The organism is Bradyrhizobium sp. ma5 (genome assembly GCF_042258955.1).
Classification (GTDB): Bacteria; Pseudomonadota; Alphaproteobacteria; order Rhizobiales; family Xanthobacteraceae; genus Bradyrhizobium.
In genome coordinates, this window is sequence record NZ_CP170156.1 from 6,648,840 (window position 1) to 6,665,610 (window position 16,771).

Annotated in this window: 15 protein-coding genes; 6 read left to right on the plus strand and 9 right to left on the minus strand. The window is 65.0% G+C overall.

The annotated features are described in order from the left end of the window. The first annotated feature begins 4 nt into the window (after window positions 1-4). On the plus strand, window positions 5-1,669 hold the full coding sequence (locus ACE103_RS31370) for an aminotransferase class III-fold pyridoxal phosphate-dependent enzyme (RefSeq protein ID WP_375776199.1): 1,665 nt from the start codon (window positions 5-7) through the stop codon (window positions 1,667-1,669). A gap of 282 nt (window positions 1,670-1,951) precedes the next feature. On the opposite strand, the gene ACE103_RS31375 is transcribed toward ACE103_RS31370, so the two are convergent. The 3 genes from ACE103_RS31375 to ACE103_RS31385 form a co-directional block, all read right to left on the minus strand. Then, complete coding sequence (locus ACE103_RS31375; RefSeq protein ID WP_223975376.1) at window positions 1,952-2,569, minus strand: hypothetical protein; 618 nt, start codon at window positions 2,567-2,569, stop codon at window positions 1,952-1,954. A 257-nt stretch (window positions 2,570-2,826) separates the two neighbouring features. Next, a complete protein-coding gene (locus ACE103_RS31380; protein WP_223975375.1) occupies window positions 2,827-3,516 on the minus strand; it encodes a methyltransferase domain-containing protein in 690 nt (229 codons plus the stop codon). Between the two features lie 35 nt (window positions 3,517-3,551). Next, a complete protein-coding gene (locus ACE103_RS31385; RefSeq protein WP_223975374.1) occupies window positions 3,552-4,607 on the minus strand; it encodes a glycosyltransferase family 1 protein in 1,056 nt (351 codons plus the stop codon). 138 nt (window positions 4,608-4,745) lie between these two features. Between ACE103_RS31385 and ACE103_RS31390 the strand changes: the two genes are divergently transcribed. Next, window positions 4,746-6,131 (plus strand): TAXI family TRAP transporter solute-binding subunit, encoded by a 1,386-nt coding sequence (locus ACE103_RS31390; RefSeq protein WP_375776200.1) that lies wholly within the window; start codon window positions 4,746-4,748, stop codon window positions 6,129-6,131. A 111-nt stretch (window positions 6,132-6,242) separates the two neighbouring features. Continuing rightward, window positions 6,243-7,013 carry a sulfite exporter TauE/SafE family protein gene (locus ACE103_RS31395; protein ID WP_375776201.1) on the plus strand — a complete coding sequence of 257 codons (771 nt, stop codon included), beginning with the start codon at window positions 6,243-6,245 and terminating at the stop codon, window positions 7,011-7,013. Between the two features lie 64 nt (window positions 7,014-7,077). Here ACE103_RS31395 and ACE103_RS31400 read toward each other — a convergent pair whose 3' ends face one another. Beyond that, window positions 7,078-8,298, minus strand: coding sequence for an acyltransferase family protein (locus ACE103_RS31400; protein WP_375776202.1), 1,221 nt, complete (start codon window positions 8,296-8,298; stop codon window positions 7,078-7,080). A gap of 251 nt (window positions 8,299-8,549) precedes the next feature. Between ACE103_RS31400 and ACE103_RS31405 the strand changes: the two genes are divergently transcribed. From ACE103_RS31405 to ACE103_RS31415, 3 genes are all read left to right on the plus strand, one after another. Further along, window positions 8,550-9,239 carry a L,D-transpeptidase gene (locus tag ACE103_RS31405; protein WP_375776203.1) on the plus strand — a complete coding sequence of 230 codons (690 nt, stop codon included), beginning with the start codon at window positions 8,550-8,552 and terminating at the stop codon, window positions 9,237-9,239. A 213-nt stretch (window positions 9,240-9,452) separates the two neighbouring features. After that, window positions 9,453-11,021: a DUF4403 family protein gene (locus ACE103_RS31410; RefSeq protein WP_375776204.1), complete on the plus strand. Its 1,569-nt coding sequence runs from the start codon at window positions 9,453-9,455 to the stop codon at window positions 11,019-11,021. Between the two features lie 134 nt (window positions 11,022-11,155). Beyond that, window positions 11,156-12,370: an ABC transporter substrate-binding protein gene (locus ACE103_RS31415; RefSeq protein ID WP_375776205.1), complete on the plus strand. Its 1,215-nt coding sequence runs from the start codon at window positions 11,156-11,158 to the stop codon at window positions 12,368-12,370. Window positions 12,371-12,522: 152 nt separating this feature from the next. Here ACE103_RS31415 and ACE103_RS31420 read toward each other — a convergent pair whose 3' ends face one another. From ACE103_RS31420 to ACE103_RS31440, 5 genes are all read right to left on the minus strand, one after another. Further along, the gene (locus tag ACE103_RS31420) at window positions 12,523-12,675 is read right to left on the minus strand and encodes a hypothetical protein (protein ID WP_172803558.1); all 153 of its coding nucleotides are present in this window, start codon (window positions 12,673-12,675) and stop codon (window positions 12,523-12,525) included. A gap of 113 nt (window positions 12,676-12,788) precedes the next feature. Continuing rightward, window positions 12,789-13,091, minus strand: a complete 303-nt coding sequence (locus ACE103_RS31425; RefSeq protein WP_375776206.1) for a hypothetical protein — start codon at window positions 13,089-13,091, stop codon at window positions 12,789-12,791. A gap of 216 nt (window positions 13,092-13,307) precedes the next feature. Next, complete coding sequence (locus ACE103_RS31430; protein ID WP_375776207.1) at window positions 13,308-14,057, minus strand: TetR/AcrR family transcriptional regulator; 750 nt, start codon at window positions 14,055-14,057, stop codon at window positions 13,308-13,310. Between the two features lie 23 nt (window positions 14,058-14,080). Further along, window positions 14,081-14,869, minus strand: coding sequence for an enoyl-CoA hydratase/isomerase family protein (locus ACE103_RS31435; protein WP_375776208.1), 789 nt, complete (start codon window positions 14,867-14,869; stop codon window positions 14,081-14,083). A gap of 24 nt (window positions 14,870-14,893) precedes the next feature. Then, window positions 14,894-16,639, minus strand: a complete 1,746-nt coding sequence (locus ACE103_RS31440; RefSeq protein WP_375776209.1) for a CocE/NonD family hydrolase — start codon at window positions 16,637-16,639, stop codon at window positions 14,894-14,896. Window positions 16,640-16,771: the final 132 nt, after the last annotated feature.

Here is a 16,771-nt window from a genome sequence, read left to right on the forward strand (position 1 = left end):
TGTCATGGAAACATCCCTTCCGATTCTCTCGCTGTCCGCCGCCGCGCTTGCCGGCGCCGCCGCAGCTTTCCCCAAAATTCAGGCCCGCCTCGCGCTGTCGCGGGCCAAGCACCGCTCGCTGACCGGACACTCCAAGATGTCCAAGATGGTGGCGCGCATGGTGCCGCACTACGAATTCGACATCGACGAGTTCTTCCGCTCCGACGGAGCACCGAAGGACGTCGCGATGCAACGGCAGGACGGCTTCTTCCGCCTCGCCGGCCTCTACGCGGATCGCTACCCCAAGGGCCGCGCGCTGACCGCCGAGGTGACGGAGCGGATCTCCGACCTGCAGTTCACCGAAACCTACCGCGTGCCGTTCCAGTACAGCCGCTTGGTGCGCGAGCATCTCGGCACCTCGGCCTTCGTCGAGGCGTCCAGCGGCGTTACCGTCACCGACGTCGACGGCAATGTGTCCTACGACCTGACCGGCTCCTACGGCGTCAACATCTTCGGCAACGACTTCTACAAGGAGTGCATCACCGAGGGTGAGAAGCGCGCCCACGCGCTCGGCCCCGTGCTCGGCCCCTACCACCCGATCATCGCCGACAACGTCAAGCGCCTCTGCGAGATCTCCGGCCTCGACGAGGTCTCGTTCCACATGTCCGGCACCGAGGCCGTGATGCAGGCGGTGCGGCTCGCGCGCTACCACACCAAGCGGACCCATCTGGTCCGTTTCGCCGGCGCCTATCACGGCTGGTGGGGCGAGGTGCAGCCCGGCGTCGGCAATCCGGTGTCGCCGCACGAGACCTTCACGCTCGCCGAAATGTCGGAGAAGACGCTGCACGTGCTGCGCACCCGCAAGGACATCGCCTGCGTGCTGGTCAATCCGCTGCAGGCGCTGCATCCGAACGGCAACGCACCCGGCGATTCCGCGCTGGTCGATTCGTCGCGTTCCTCGAGGTACGACCGCGCCGCCTACACCGAATGGCTGAAGCAGCTGCGCGAGGTCTGCACCGAGCGCGGCATCGTCTTGATCTTCGACGAGGTATTCGTCGGTTTCCGCCTCGCCGCCGGCGGCGCCCAGGAATATTTCGGCGTCAAGGCCGACATGGCGACCTACGGCAAGAGCCTGGCCGGCGGGCTTCCCGTCGGCGTGGTGTGCGGCCGCAAGGACCTGATGCGCCGCTTCCGCGACGACCGGCCGGCCGATATCTGCTTCGCGCGCGGCACCTTCAACTCGCATCCCTACGTGATGACGGCGATGGACGAGTTCCTGAGCCGGCTCGCCAGCCCGAACTTCCGTTCGATCTACAACGGGCTCGAGGAGACCTGGAACGGCCGCGCCGAGGCGCTCAACGACCGGCTCAAAGCGCAAGACCTGCCGGTTCGCGTCGGCAACATCTCGTCGATCTGGACCGTCTCCTACACCGAGCCGTCCCGCTACAACTGGATGCTGCAATACTATCTGCGGGCCGAAGGACTGGCGCTGAGCTGGGTCGGCACCGGCCGGCTGATCTTCAGCCTGAACTACACCGACGCTGATTTCGCCGAGGTCGCCGACCGCTTCGTCGCGGCAGCCGAGAAGATGAAGCGCGACGGCTGGTGGTGGCACCAGGAAGGCCTCACCAACAAGAACATCAAGCGGCAGATCCTGAAAGAGATGGTCGCCGTGAGGTTCGGGCGCTGAGCCCTCGTCGGCCCTGACGCATCCACGGCCTTCCGTCACCTCTCCCGCTTGCGGGGGAGGTCGGATCGCATCGAACGATGCGATCCGGGTGGGGGCTCTGTCCTCACGAAAATTATCGCAAGCGGCGACACCCCCACCCCACCCCTCCCCCGCAAGCGGGAGAGGGAGCGCAGTCCCGTCGTTGCAAATAGCTCGGCCGAGTCTGTTCACAGGAACCCCAGAGACGTAGATGCCCGGGACGAGCCCGGGCATGACGCAGTTCAAAGACGTTGGGAGCAGCGATCAGGCGTGCCTGACGTGCTTCTCGAGACCCGGATCGATCAGCTCGCCCTTCATCAGGAACAGCGGCGCCTTGTGATAGAGCTTCAGGTCGTGGAAGGGGTCGGTGACGATCTTGGTCATCCAGACGAGGCCGGTCTCGACGTCGCGGATGAAGAACAAATGGATCGTGCGGAACAGGAGGCCGCCGATGCCGACCACGAGCCAGACCTTGGCAACCTGACGGGTGAAGTCGCCCATCGTGACCCAGGGCTTGAACAGGCCGAACAGGGTCGGATCGAAGTACAGCACCATCGGCGACAGCGCCCAGATCGCCATCAGCACGACCTTGCGCTGCAAATTGTAGCCGACCTTGATGTCTTCCTTGTGCTCGTGGGTCGCCTGGTTGACGTGGTCATACCCCTTCGGCTCGAAGAAGAAGTGACCGGCCTGGCGCGAGGTCATCGAGACCAGCCAGCCGACCAGCGCCGACACGACCGGATCGAAGAACAGCATCACATAGGCGAACAGGAAGCTCAGCGCGCTGACGAAGTGCAGGCTCTGGTTGATCCGGCTGTGGTGGTAGAAGCGATGGTCATCCCAGCGCTGGGTACGCAGCTCTTGCAGAAAATTCTTGATCATTGGTTCCCCCAACATCTTTCGGGACAGGATTTACAGGGATTCGATGTATCGCGTGTGACATCATCATAATGACATATGACAATGCGGAGCGACGCCTTGACGCAACCGGAGAAGGATCCTGCCTCATCCCGGCGAGATTTGCGGGATAAGGCCGAGGAGATCTTAGCCTCCTGGCTTGGGGCGCGCTGTGCGCCACCTCACCCGGGAGGACCGGCGGCTTTTGGGCCGCCTTGGCCAGGCCGCCTCAGGCGGCCTGTTTAAGCCGCCTTGGCGACGTCCGCCTTGCGGAAGCGGACCAGCGAGAAATGGCCGAGCGGCGGGATCAGGCGGCGCTCCGCGAGCTCCATGCCGCGCGCGCCGGCCAGCCACTTGGTGTAGCGCGACCAGGCGAATTCGGCGGTCCGGAACCCGAGCGGGCGCACCACCGGCTGCAGCTTCTGCTCGATAAAGCGGCGCACGCCGGCATCGGCGCTGACGCGGGTCAGGATGATCAATTCGCCGCCCGGACGCACCACGCGGGCGAATTCGTCGAGCGCGGCTTCCGGGTTCGGCACCGCCGACAGCACGTACTGCGCCATCACCACGTCGAACGAATCGTCGGGGAATTCAAGCTTCTCGGCGTCCATCACCGCGAGGCCCTCGACATTCTTCAGGCCCTGCTCGGTCACCCGCTTCTTGGCCTTCTCCAGCATCGCCTCGGAGATGTCAGTGCCGAAGATGCGCACATTCTGGCTATAGAGCGGCAACGAGATGCCGGTGCCGACGCCGACCTCGAGCACACGGCCGCCGATCTTGTTGGTGGCCTGGATCGCGGCCTGCCGGCCCTTGCTGAACACGCCACCGAATACGAGGTCGTAGATCGGGGCCCAGCGGTCATAGGCCTGCTCGACCGTTTCGCGGTCGAAGTCCATGGAACGGTCAGCGCCCAGCTTGATGATTTCAGCCATAGATTAGGTCTCTCGTCTTTCGTTCGTTTGAACCGTTAATTCGGAACCGCACTGCGGCCGGCGACGCGGCGGGCGGGCCGCGGCGCGCGGCTCGGCTGCAACGTGGCCAGATTGCCGATGAACTGACGCGCACTGTTTTCCCAGGAACGCTCCAACGCAAAATTGCGGCAGTCGGCGCGCGACATGTTCAGCGCGCGCAGGCAGGCGCTGCGCAGATCGTTGTCGATCGCGCCGATCGGATGATCCGCGATGACGTCCTTCGGGCCGGTGACCGGGAACGCCGCGACCGGCGTGCCGCAGGCCAGCGCCTCGAGCTGCACGACGCCGAAGGTGTCGGTCAGGCTCGGGAACACGAACACGTCGGCGGCGGCGAGGTGCGAGGTCAGATCCTGGCCCTTCTTCTCGCCGAGGAAAATCGCGTCGGGATATTTCTGTTGCAGCGCCGCCCGTTGCGGACCGTCGCCGACCACGACCTTGGAACCCGGCAGGTCCAGCGACAGGAAGGCGTCGAGGTTCTTCTCCACCGCGACGCGGCCCATCGTCATGAAGATCGGCCGCGGCAGATCGAGCAGCGCCGGCTGGTCCGGATTGAAGATTTTGGTGTCGACGCCGCGGGTCCAGAAGCCGAGCTTGCGGAAGCCGCGCTCGGCAAGCTCTGTGCGCAGCGAGTCGGTCGCGACCATCGTCATCGATCCGGACGCGTGGAAGTGGCGCAGCACGGCATAGCCGACGCTGTCGGGAATTCCGGTGCGCACCGAAACATATTCCGGGAAGCGCGTTGTATATGATGTGGTGAAGGCGAGCTTGTTGCGCTGGCAATAGCCGCGCACCGCCCAGCCGATCGGTCCTTCGGTCGCGATGTGGATCGCCTCGGGCGCGGCCTCCTCGATCCGGCGCGCGATCTCGCGGCGGTTCGGCAGTGCCATCCGCAGGCCCGGATAGGTCGGCACGCCGACCGAACGGAAACCGTCGGGGGTGAGGAATTCGATCTCGGCGCCGAGGGTCGCTGCGCTGCGCGCAAGCGACGTCAGCGTCCGAACCACGCCGTTGACTTGCGGATGCCAGGCATCGGTCGCAACGAGTATGCGCATCGCAGGAGACCCAAATCGTTAATCTTGATTCTGCTCGCACGACGTTCTGACATGGATGTTTCAAACGTATGACGTCATCGAAATGTTAGGTTGTTTTTCACGGCGAACTGCCGGTTTTTCGTGTAACATGACAGTCAGATGTCAGAGCAGCAGAGTGAACATCCCGGCACCACGCGCCGCAGGCTCAAACGGCGAAACTCGTCGCTCCTGATCCTGGCGGCCGGCATCTTCGTGTTTGCCGTCGTCGCAGGCCTGCTGTTCTACGGGCTGCGTCCGGTGACGTTGAAGATCGCGGTCGGCCCGACCGGCAGTGACGACGTCAAGCTCATCCAGGGCTTCGCGCAGGCCTTTGCGCGTGACGGCCACTCGGTGCGGCTGAAGCCGGTCACGACACAGGGCGCCGCCGAAAGCATCGCGCTGTTCACCGCGAACAAGGTCGACCTCGCGGTCGTGCGCGGCGATCTCAGCCTGCCGGCGAGCGCCGAGGCGGTTGCGATCCTGCGCAAGAATGTCGTCGTGCTGTGGGCGCCGTCGGGCGGCAAAGGCAAGCCGCGGTCCGCGAAGATCAAGAGCATCGACGATCTCCCGGGCCACAAGGTCGGCGTCGTCGGCAGCACCCAGGCCAACGTCACGCTGCTGCGCGTGATCCTGACCGAGTCCGGCGTCAACCCCGACAAGGTCACGATCAGCCAGTTCGCCGTCAACAAGGTCGCCGATCTCGCGCGCGACCCCTCGCTCGACGCCTACATGACCGTCGGGCCGCTCGACAGCAAGATCACGGCGGAGGCGATCGCGGCCACAGCGGCCGCGCGCGGCGAACCGAAATTCCTTCCCGTCGATGTCTCGGAAGCGATCGCGCAAAAGCATCCGCTCTATGAGTCCGAGGAGATCGCCGGCAGCATTTTCTCCTCGTCGCCGGCCCGGCCCGAAGACAAGGTCGAGACCGTCAGCGTCAATCACCTCATCATCGCGCAACATGCGCTGGAGGAAGCGACCGTCGGCGCGCTCGACCGGCAATTGTTCACGCAGCGACTCCAGGTCGCGCGCGATCTGCCGGCGGCCGCCAAGATCGAGAAGCCGGACACCGATAAGGATGCGGCACTGCCGGCGCATCAGGGCGCGGCCGCCTATATCGACGGCACCGAGCGCACCTTCCTCGAAAAATACTCCGACTACATCTGGGGCGGCGTCCTGCTGGTCTCCGGCCTCGGCACGGCGGGCGCCTGGCTGCGCCACTACGTCAAGCGTGACGAGCGCGAGCGCTACATCACCCATCGCGACGGTCTGCTGACGCTGATCGCGCGGGTACGCGGCGCCGAGACGCCGGAGGAACTCGCGAAAATGCAGGGCGACGCAGATGCGCTGCTGCGCGAAGCGCTCGATTGCTACGACGACGGCGCGATCGAGGAAGGCGATCTCACGGTGATCGGGCTGACGCTCGAGCAATTCCATCACGCCGTCTCCGATCGCCGGGCGGTGATCAGCGGCGACCGGCCGGGCCTGCCGAGGATGCGCGCAAGCTAGGCGCGCACGCCGATTGCTCCGAGAGCAATGTGCACCGAGAGCAATGTTTGGATTGCGCGCGCATGCGCGCGTGGCCATGTTGCGTACGACCACAACGCTCGGCACGACACCATGATCACGTCCATCCTCGCCGACATGCCCGCGCCGTTCGTGTTCGCGGTCGCGCTGGCCGGCGTGTTCCTGATCGCCTTCATGAAGGGCGCATTCGGCGGCGGCTTTGCCATCGTCGGCATCCCGCTGCTCTCGCTGGCGATGGATCCGATCGCGGCGGGCGCACTGCTCGCGCCGCTGTTCGTCGTCATGGACATCACGGCGCTGCGGTTCTGGCGCCCCAATACGTGGTCGCGCGTCGACCTCGCGAGGCTGCTGCCGGCGCTCGTCGTCGGCATCTGCCTCGGCTATTTCGTGCTGCGCGATCTCGACCGGCATGCCGTCGAGATCGTGATGGGCCTGGTGACGCTGGTGTTCGCCGCGCTGTGGTTCATCGGCGGCGGCGAGATCAAGCCGCGGCCGCGCTCGACGATCAAGGCCACTTTCGCCGGGCTGTCCTCCGGCGTCACCACGATGGTCGCGCATTCGGGCGGGCCGCCGCTTGCGATCTATCTGCTGCCGCTCGGCATGTCGAAGGCGCGCTACGCCGGCACCACCAGCCTGTTCTTCACGGTCGGCAATTTGCTGAAGGCCGGTCCGTGGCTCGTGCTCGCCACGCCGTCGCGAAGCCTGTGGATGCTGATGGCGCTTTGCATACCGGCCGTGCCGGTCGGCGTCTGGGCCGGTTGGCGGCTGCACGAACGCCTCGACCAGCGCGCGCTCTACCGCCTCTGCTATGCCATTCTCGTCGTCACTGCGGCCAAGCTGCTGTGGGACGGACTGGCCGGATAAGTTCATTTCTGAGCGCCGGCGGCGCTCCTGCAGCCCTGAGCACGGGCGGCGTTGTTGGTGCCCGTCAGGAAGACCGCGCGCTCCGGCTGCAGCTAACGCTGACGGCGAGTGGCCCGATCCCCTCGAGCGTTCGGGCCATATCATCCGGCTCGAGCCGCTTGCGCGCCACGAACGAGAAATGGCGACGCAGCTTCAGGACCGGCTTCTCGATCCAGTGCCAGGAGAACGCCGCGAACGCCGTGATCAGCACCAGCGCGACGGCGAACTGGACAATCAGCGACGCGTACGGCAGCCACACCTTCACCACCTGCTGCATCGGGAAACCGTACAGATAGATCCCGTAGGAATAGTCACCCCTCGAAAGCAGCGGCAGCCGCGGAAGCTTCGAGACACCGAGGAACACGGTGATGTAGACCAGCGCCGGAGCAATGACGGCATTGAGGACGGGCTGGGTCATCCACGCCGCCGGCCCAAGCAGCACGGCGCCGAGGCAGAGCGCACAGCAGGCGGCGAGAATGCGCCCGTCATAGGGAATGCGGTCGCGGTAAAGGTAGACCGCGATTGCAAGCAGACAGGCGACCGGCAATTTCGCACCGCGCCCGAGGAACAGCGCCGTGCTGAAGATCCTGTCATGCAGCGTGCCTGCGACGCCGGCAGGCAGTTGGGGCGGCGTTGCGGCATGCCCCGTGAACTGCACGGCGAAGCCGATACCGACCAGCACGACGGCGCCGGTCACGATCAGGGCCGGCTTGCGCAGCAGCCCCAAGGCCATGATGACCGCCATCACCGCGTAGCAGCCATATTCGAACGGCACGGTCCACAGCGAACTGTTAACCTCCGGCGCGGGATTGTCGCTGAACACGCCCGGCAGGGTGTAGTTCACGAGGCCGACGACGTTCGTGAAATATTTCCAGGTGCCGGCGCTGGTGAAATAATCCCAGAGCGGCAGCGTCGTGAAGATCGGCCCGAGGATCAGCGCCGACAGCACGATCTCGACCGCCAGCGCCGGAATGATTCGCAATCCGCGATTGATCAGGAATTCCCTAACGCTGAGCCGCAGCCCGCTTGCGGCGATCAGGAATCCGCTCAATGCGAAGAACATCACGAGGATGGCAAATTGCGGAAACCAGAGAACCGACGTCGGATCGGTGTCACCGCGACCGGTGGCGACGTAGGGCGTATGGCCGGCGACGACGGCGATGGCGAGCGCAACGCGGAGAAAATCGAACCCGGGACCAAAGCCCTTCTGCTGATCCAGCATGCTCCCGATCGAAGGCGCTGGCATGACTTCCACTCCATTCCAAACCACGCCTTCGGACAGCAAGCCTCGTGCCGGGATAGATGTCCTGATGCGGTACAACCTACCCCGGCAACGCTCCCTTAACCGTGCGACGAAACACGGACGAAACAAATCCCTAACGCCACGAAACCATTTTGGCGATTTCGTGCAAACGTCCTGAAACGCCTCACCTGTACTGGTTTGAGCCAACGACGCGCCGGAACCGGCGCGCAGGGCGCAAACAACAGGGGTCGACAATGTTCAATTCCATCAAGCTGAACGCACGTCTCGCTGCCGCCGCCTTCGGTGCGCTGGCGATCGGCGCCGTCGCTTTCTCGAATTCCGCCGCGGCCGCGCCGCTGCCGATGTTCCCCTTCATCCTGACGCCGCCGACCGAGGCGGTGCAGCCGCCGGTGCAGACGATGCCGCAGGCGCAGGAGGAAGACCGTTCCGTCGAATTGCCCGCCCGCCTGCGCCGCCAGGTCGTCGCCTATCCGACCCGCGAGGCGCCGGGCACCGTCATCATCGATACCCCGCACACCTACCTCTATCTCGTGCTGGGCAACGGCCAGGCCATGCGCTACGGCATCGGCGTCGGCCGCGACGGCTTCACCTGGTCGGGTACCCAGACCATCACCAAGAAGGCGGAGTGGCCGGATTGGACCCCGCCGCCGGAAATGATCGCCCGTCAGCCCTATCTGCCGCGCCACATGGCCGGCGGCCCCGGCAACCCGCTCGGCGCCCGCGCCATGTATCTCGGCGGCACCGTGTACCGCATCCACGGCACCAACGCGCCGGAGACGATCGGCACCCGCGTCTCCTCCGGTTGCCTGCGCCTCACCAATGAGGACGTCACCGACCTCTATTCGCGGGTCAACGTCGGCACCAAGGTGATCGTGCTGCCGATAACCGACCGCCGTGCCGACCTCGGCTCGGCCGTCCGCTAAACCCGACACATTCAGACATTGACGAACGGCTCCGGCATCATGCCGGGGCCATTGTTGCGTTCATAATCGTTAACGTCCAGGTCGCTAACGTCCAGGTCGTTAACGTCCAAGTGATCTCGGGCGGCCGCCCCTGAAGCAGCTTGATCCCGCCACACTGGCGCCCTCGTCGGCGGGCCTGTACAACCCGTCAAGTTGATTTCATCCGGGGGAATGATGCGTCTACCGATGCATCCAAGAACGATCGCGCTCGGACTCACGGTGGTGCTGGTCTCGTTCGCGATCAGCCTGAAGGCCATGGATTGGCTCGCGCCGAGCGTCACGGTGCAGGCGCCGCCGCTGGTGCAGCTGCCGCCGTTGCCGCAGGCGCCGCGCTCGTCGACGGTCGTGGCGCAGGTCTCGGTCGCGCTGTCGGCGATCCGCGATGCCGCCGAGCGCGGCGCGCCGAAGACCTTCGGCGGCAAGGCCGACAACCCGGTCCAGCAAATCCTGCAAAATGCCGACATCGGCTGGACCGCCTCGCGCGGGCCGATCGCAGCCACCGGCGCGCAGGACGTGCTGACGCTGACGACGCCGATCAACGGCACGCTGAAGGTCACCGGCTCGCTGTCGGCACAGGCGACCGGCGCGGTCAGCAACGCACTCGGCAGCCTGCTCGGCGGCAATGTCGCCAAGCAGATCGGCGCCGTGAACATTAAGAACATCAACGCCAATGCCGACATCAAGGGCAGCGTCACGCTGACTGCGCGGCCGAAGCTCGGCGCGTCCTGGCGGATCGAGCCGAACCTGCAGGCGCAGGTCAATCTCGGCGACACCAGCCTATCGGCCGCAGGCGTTCGCATCAGCGTGCCGGCCCAGGTCAAGCCGGTCATCGACAAGGCGGTCGCCGACCAGATTTCCGTGGTCGAGGCGCGGTTGCAAAACAACCCGGTGTTCCAGAACGCCGCCCGCACGCAATGGACCAAGGCCTGCCGCTCGATCCCGCTGCAAGGCACCGGCGGCACCGCGTCGATGCCGCCGATGTGGCTTGAGCTGCGGCCGACCCGCGCGATCGCCGCGCAGCCGAAGGTCGATGCGTCCTCGCTGATCCTGACCATGGGGATCGAGGCCGAGACACGGATCACGGAGACGCAGACCACGCCGAACTGCCCGTTTCCCGATAAACTCGCGATCGTGCCGCCGATGCCGAGCAAGGTCTCGGTCGGCCTGCCGGTCGACATGTCCTTCACCACGCTGACGCAACTGGTCGAGGCGCAGTTGAAGGGCAAGACCTTCCCCGAGGACGGCTCCGGCCCGGTCGACGTGACCGTCAAGAGCGCGAGTATCGCCGCCTCCGGCGACCGGCTTTTGATCTCGCTTCTGGTGCGCGCCAAGGAGAAGAAGAGCTTCTTCGGCCTCGGCGCCGAGGCGAACGTGCACATCTGGGGCCGGCCACGGCTCGACCAGGCGGCGCAGACGCTGCGGCTGACCGACGTCGAGCTGGCGGTCGAGTCCGAGGCCGCGTTCGGCCTGCTCGGCGCCACCGCGCGCGCGGCGATCCCGCATCTGCAGCAGGCGCTCGCCGATCGGCTGGTGGTCGACCTGAAGCCATTCGCGACCAACGCGCAGCGGAAGATCACCGCCGCCATCGCCGACCTGCAGAAGAACGAGGAAGGCATCCGCGTCGATGCCGACGTCAACAGCATCCGCCTTGCCGGCATCACGTTCGATTCGAAGACGCTCCGGGTGATCGTGGAGACCGACGGCACCATCAAGGCTGCCGTCAGCGCGCTGCCGGCGCTGTAGGGCGCGAATCCCGGCGTTCCATCCGCCCCGCGCCCTACGCATGCCCAAAAAGTCGTCTTTGCGACAGGTTGCCGCACCGGATAGAAGGTGCCCGTGGAAGCAACCTCGAACGAAAAATCAGGGAGAGAAACACGATGAAATCGCTCTTGGCCGCAGCAGCGGCCGGCCTCGCGCTGGCGGTCTCCGGCACCGCGGCGAACGCCCAGATCTCCGACGACGTCGTCAAGCTCGGCGTGCTCACCGACATGTCGAGCCTCTATGCGGACGCCACCGGCAAGGGCTCGGTCGCCGCGGTCGAGATGGCGGTCGCAGATTACGGCGGCAAGGTGAAGGGCAAGCCGATCCAGGTCGTCGTGGCCGATCACCAGAACAAGCCCGACGTCGGCGTCAACATCGCGCGCAACTGGTACGACAACGACAAGGTCGATGCGATCCTCGACGTGCCGACCTCCTCGGTCGCCCTGCCGATCTCCGCGCTGACGCGCGAGAAGAACAAGATCCACATCAATTCCGGCGGCGGCTCCTCCGACATCACCGGCAGTGCCTGCTCGCCCAACACCGTGCACTGGACCTACGACACCTACGCTCTGTCGAACGTCGCCGGCAAGGCGATGGTCAAGCGCGGCGAGGACACCTGGTTCTTCGTCACCGCCGACTACGCCTTCGGCATGGCGCTGCAACGTGACGCCGCCAACGTCGTCAAGGAGAGCGGCGGCAAGGTTCTCGGCGAGGTACGAGCTCCGCTGAACTCGCCGGACTTCTCGTCCTTCCTGCTGCAGGCGCAGGCCTCCAAGGCCAAGGTCGTGGCGCTCGCCAATGCCGGCGGCGACACCACCACAGCGCTGAAGCAGGCCGCCGAGTTCGGCCTCGCCCAGGGCGGGCAAAAGATGATCGCTCTGCTGATGGAGATCACCGACACCCACGCGCTGGGCCTGAAGGCGACACAGGGCCTGATCGTCACCGACGCCTTCTACTGGGACATGAACGACGAGACCCGAGCCTTCTCGAAGCGCTTCAACGAGAAGGTCGGCCACATGCCGACCATGATCCAGGCCGGCCTCTACTCCGCGACCATGCATTACCTGAAGGCGATCGAGGCGATCGGCACCGACGAGGCGCCGAAGGTGATGGAGCAGATGCGCAGGACGCCGGTCAACGACTTCTTCGCCAAGAACGGCCATATCCGGATCGACGGCCGCATGGTGCACGACATGTACCTGTTCGAAACCAAGAAGCCCGAGGAATCCAAGGGCGAGTGGGATCTCTACAAGCTGATCGCCACCGTCCCGGGAGACGAAGCCTTCCGCCCGCTCGACAAGGGCGGCTGCCCGCTGGTGAAGTCGAACTGACGCGCGCGCCGCTGCGGGCGGCCAGGCCGCCCGGCCACAGCAAACAAGAAAGCGCCCGGCTATCAACCGGGCGCTTTTCTTTGTGCGATCAATCCCTATCGACCGCTTGGTCAGTCAGCGCTGAAGCAGACTCACCGCCGTTTCATCGCGCTTCAATCGGCATTGCCGCGCGGGATCATCCAGGTCGAGAACGTCTGCCAGACGCCGGCGCCGAGATTGCGCTGATAGGCGATGAAATCGGCATGGTCGCCGTGCACCAGTTCGTAGCGATAGTAGTTTGAGAGGTCGTTGGTCTGCTTGGTCATGGAACGTCTCCGTCGTAAGGGAAGGTTCTTTATTTGGACGTAGTCGCGGCACGTCCGGCGTCAATAGAATGATTGTTATCATTCAATCACAGCCGCGAGAGTGGTCCGCACAGTCAGCGCCTGGCGCGACGCGAAACGTGACGCGGCACATCCGCGACACCGATGCCGGCCTCCCGCTGCTGGATCGCCTGCAGCACCGCCGGCGGTAGCAGCACCAGGGCGGCCGCGCGGGTCGGCGCGCCGTTGTTGAGCACGTCGCGATACGGATACAGCGCCTGGTAGGCTGCCGGCTCGGAGATCGCGGCCTGGGCCGAGGCCGCCGTCGCCGTGATGGCCGACAGCGCCGCGACCAGCGCGACGGTTTTCAACGTCCTGGTCCTGAACGTCCTGGCGAGGTGGGAAATCCTGGTAGTCATGGTAGCGCTCCCGCGATTTACATCGCATACGATTAATTCGTTCCCGCCTGATAAAGGCGCGACACGACCGAGATTCAAGTAACTCGATTTAATCGGATGCGATTTATTCGCGCGCGGGACTTCAAATGTCCGTGTGATCCGGGTGATCTTGCGCGGCTTGCAGGACAGGTCTGATCGCGCAGCGCGGCTGCAGCGGCGGCGACGCGCGCGAGTGCTTCAGCCGCGTTCCTTGGGCTGTTTCCCGAACACAGTCTCGTCAACGAGGCGCCAATACGCCTCGATGACCTTCGGGTCCGCGGAGGCCAATCCGCCCGTCACCTGCATTTCCGGCCCGAATTCGGAAAGCGTCGCGGTCAGGCTGACCATCATGTAGTGAAAGAGCATGGGATCGACGGCGGGGAGCAAACCCTGCTTCTGAACCGCGATGATCTGCGGCAGCAGTCGCTCCAGCAGCGGAGCCAGAATCGCTTCCGCCACCCATTTCAGCCGCGGATTGTTTGTCAGCGTCTCCTGCCGCATGAAACGATGGAATTCAGGAAATGCGACCGTGTACCGGAACAGCGTCGTGTATTCCTGACGCAGTCGCTGCAGCGGCGACAAATCGGATGTCTCGGGCGCCGAAATATCCCAACCGGCGCGAATCTGGGCGAAGGCGTGCTCCGCTGCCGCCCGCCACAGGATGTCCTTGCTGCGATAGTGATAGGTGATCAGCGGATGCTGCAGGCCGAGCCGATCGGCGATGGCACGAATGCTTGCGGCTTCGAACCCGCGTTCGGCGAATTCGGCGATGGCTGCATCGAGGATCGAGGCGCGGGTCTCGATCGAACGTTGTTGTTCGGCTCGCTGCCGCGGGCGGCCGCGACGCGCAGCCGCCGGGCTCGCTTTCTTCGTCATGCGGCCTTCGACTAACATGGTTTCCGGCCCGACGTCACCCGACGTGTTCACGAGCCCATCGCCGGCAGCCATGCCATCCTTGACGCGCAGTCGGTCTATTTGCCTTCGAACACCAGCGGCGGCGGCTCGATATCCTTGTCGAAGGCTGCCGCCGTATTGACAAAGCCGCGCTGGGCGTCGGGACCGTCGTAGAGCTCCATCGCGACATCGAGCATCACGAGATCCGCGGCGGCGACGCCGCCGCTTGACCACGCCTTGAGCAGGGTGCGCGTCGCGGCATATGACCTGGTCGGCCCCGTCGCGAGCTGCCGCGCCAATGCGGTCGCCGTCTCCGTCAGCGCACTTTCGGGCACCACATGGGTGGCAATTCCGAGCGTGCCCGCTTCGGCTCCGGAGATCGGCTCGCCGAGCATCGCAAATCGCGATGCACGCGCCCGCCCGGCGCGCTCCGCGATGCGTTGCAACGCGCCGGCGATCGGCAGCATCGCCGTCGTGACCTCGACGCAACGGAGGGTCGCGTTATCGGCTGCAACGAGGAAATCGCACGCCAGGGCGAGCTCGAAGCCACCGCCGAAGGCTATCCCCTGCACCACCGCGACCGTCGGGATCTTCAGCATCTCGATAGCGCGATAGGCGATGTTCACGTCGGCAACGAACGTCCTGAACCAGTTGACGTCCTTGCCCGGCCATTCGCGCACCTCGCCGCCGAAGCTGAAATGCGGTCCCTCGGCGCGTACCACCAGCACCCGAATGTCGCTTTGACTCGCCTCACGCACCGCCGCGCGCAGGTTCTCCGCGAAACGCGCGTCGAGGCGGTTGAATGGCGGATTGGCGAGGACAATGTTGCCGATGGCGCCATCTCTTTCAAATCTGATCGTCTTCATGGTCGCGTTTCCTTCTATGAGATGTCAGGCCGGACGCCGGTCAACGGACGAGGGAATGATCGGCAGCAGCAGATGGGACGGCCGCTCCGCATCGCGATAGATCTTGTGAGTGACGGTCTTGCTGCTGCAGACGTGATACGGGATGTACTCGACGTTGGTCATGGCTCCCGTGCCGGTCGGGACGTCCATCGACGTGACATCGAGGCAGATGCGGTGACCCGCCTTGAACTGGTTCGCGGTGGCGAGGATCTGGATCTGGTATTCGACCACGTCTCCCGGGGTCACGGGCGCGATCGCATCCTGTGTCAGTTTGTGGAAAGGCTCCCCGGGTTTCGAGCGCTGCTCGTCGAGCGCGCGATAGGACGCCTTTAGCCAACCCCGCGTCAGCTCGCGCTCCGGCAAGGTCGAGGGCACGTCACGCTCGTCCTCGCGCGCGGTGCGCACCGACACGTCGGGCCCGACGTCCTTGAGCACGATGATCCAGTTGGTGTCGTCCTGATCGATCGCGGCATGCAGCGTCAGCGTGATCGGGCCGGCGACGGTGACGTCGTGCGGCAGGGGCTCGGTCATGTAGCGCAGCCGTTCGACCTTGGTCGTCCGCGTCACCGGCATCTGCGTGAAGACGTCGGGCTCGCGCGCCGAAGCGCCGACCTCCGCGGCCGGCCGCGGCGGCTCGGTCGACAGCGTCTCCCAATGCGAGAGATAGTATTTGGTCCACTGCGTTTCCGGCAGCGGCCAATTGGTGCCGGTTCGCCACTCGTTGGCGCCCATCAGCCAATAGCGCACCGGCGGCTCGTCCATGATGCCGGTGTCGTGCCCCTTCAGCCAGTGATCGTACCAGCGGAGGATTTCATCGTGGTGCTGATGGAACGGCCGCTCGAGATGCGCAGGCCCGGTGAACAGCAGCTTCTTCGGCGCATCGACGTTCTGGAAATAGTGCTGCGCACCGAGCCAGTGAAGCTTGTAGGTGTACGCATAGGCGCCGGAACCCGTGTAGAACGGAATCTTGATCTTCCGGAAAGTCTCCTCCGCGCGCTCGACGGTGCCGTCCGCCTCCCAGGGATGCGTCATCATGAGATACATGATGAAGGTGCGTTGCCCCTTCTGGGTCAGGATGTTGTAGAGGTTGATGTACTGCTTGAAGTCCGGGTTGCGCATCGCCCGGCGCCAGAGTTCTTCCTCGGCGGGCGGCAGCTCGGCGGGCCGGTCGCGCGATTCATGGACCGTGCTGAAGACGTCGAGCAGATAGGGAAAGCTGTGCAGCACGCCGCCGGGATTGAAGTCACGGAATCCGAACATGCCGCCGTAGGCGCTGCACGCGTCATACGGGAAGATGGCCTTCAGCGCGGGATGCCCCTGCGCGGCCGCGCGCCATTGCTCGCCGGCAAATCCCGAGATGCCGACCATCCCGACCTTGCCGTCCGACCATGGTTGCTGCGTGATCCATTCGATCAGGTCGTAATGGTCGGTGTCCTCGTGGCCGTAATGCCCTTCCGACTTGGCTGAACCGCGCGGCTGCGCGATCACGTGGACGTAGCCATTGGCGATGAAGCGACGCGTATCGCCCGCCTCGATCGGACCGAACCATAACGGCGCGTGGGCTGGCTGCGGCGGCAAGACGTCCGCGATGTCGGGGCCCTGGATGTCCTTGTTGTGCAGCGCCGAGGCGTACAGCACGGGGTATCGGCCGGCTGCGTCCGGACGGTAGACGTCGACCGCAAGACGGGTCCCGTCCCTCATGGCGACGCTGATGTCGCGTTCCTCGATCATCGTTTCATCCCGGTGTTCGCGACCATTTTCGGTCGATGGCCCGCGGCGGTGGAGGCACCCTGCCCGCCCGGTCGAACGCACTATGGCACAAAACTTTACTATCGTAAAGTATAATTCTCATGCCCTCGGAAC